The sequence below is a fragment of the Nocardia sp. NRRL S-836 genome, from assembly GCF_001279525.1.
Classification (GTDB): Bacteria; Actinomycetota; Actinomycetes; order Mycobacteriales; family Pseudonocardiaceae; genus Lentzea.
This window is the reverse complement of sequence record NZ_LGDY01000067.1, coordinates 1-293: the sequence shown is the minus strand read 5'-3', so window position 1 is coordinate 293 and position 293 is coordinate 1. Positions and strand designations below refer to the sequence as shown.

Annotated in this window: 1 protein-coding gene; it reads right to left on the bottom strand. The window is 65.9% G+C overall.

Annotated features, from left to right (window positions below; all coding sequences use genetic code 11):
• Positions 1-293: alpha-amylase family glycosyl hydrolase (locus ADL03_RS07870; RefSeq protein WP_255353338.1), on the bottom strand; the 293-nt coding region annotated here is incomplete at both ends.

The following is a 293-nucleotide window of genomic DNA, read 5'->3' as shown; positions in this document are numbered from 1 at the left end:
GCGTCGCGGTCCTGCAGCCAGATGTTGTCGCCCATGCCGATCTCGTCGCCGTAGTACAGCACCGGCGAGCCGGGCAGCGACAGCAGCAGCGCGGTGAACAGCTCGTGCTGGTTGCGGTCGTTCTCCAGCAGCGGGGCCAGGCGGCGGCGGATGCCGATGTTCGCCTTCATCCGCGGGTCTTTGGCGTACTCGGAGTACATGTAGTCGCGCTCTTCGTCGGTGACCATCTCGAGCGTGAGCTCGTCGTGGTTGCGCAGGAAGATGCCCCACTGCGAGTTCTCCGGGATCGACGG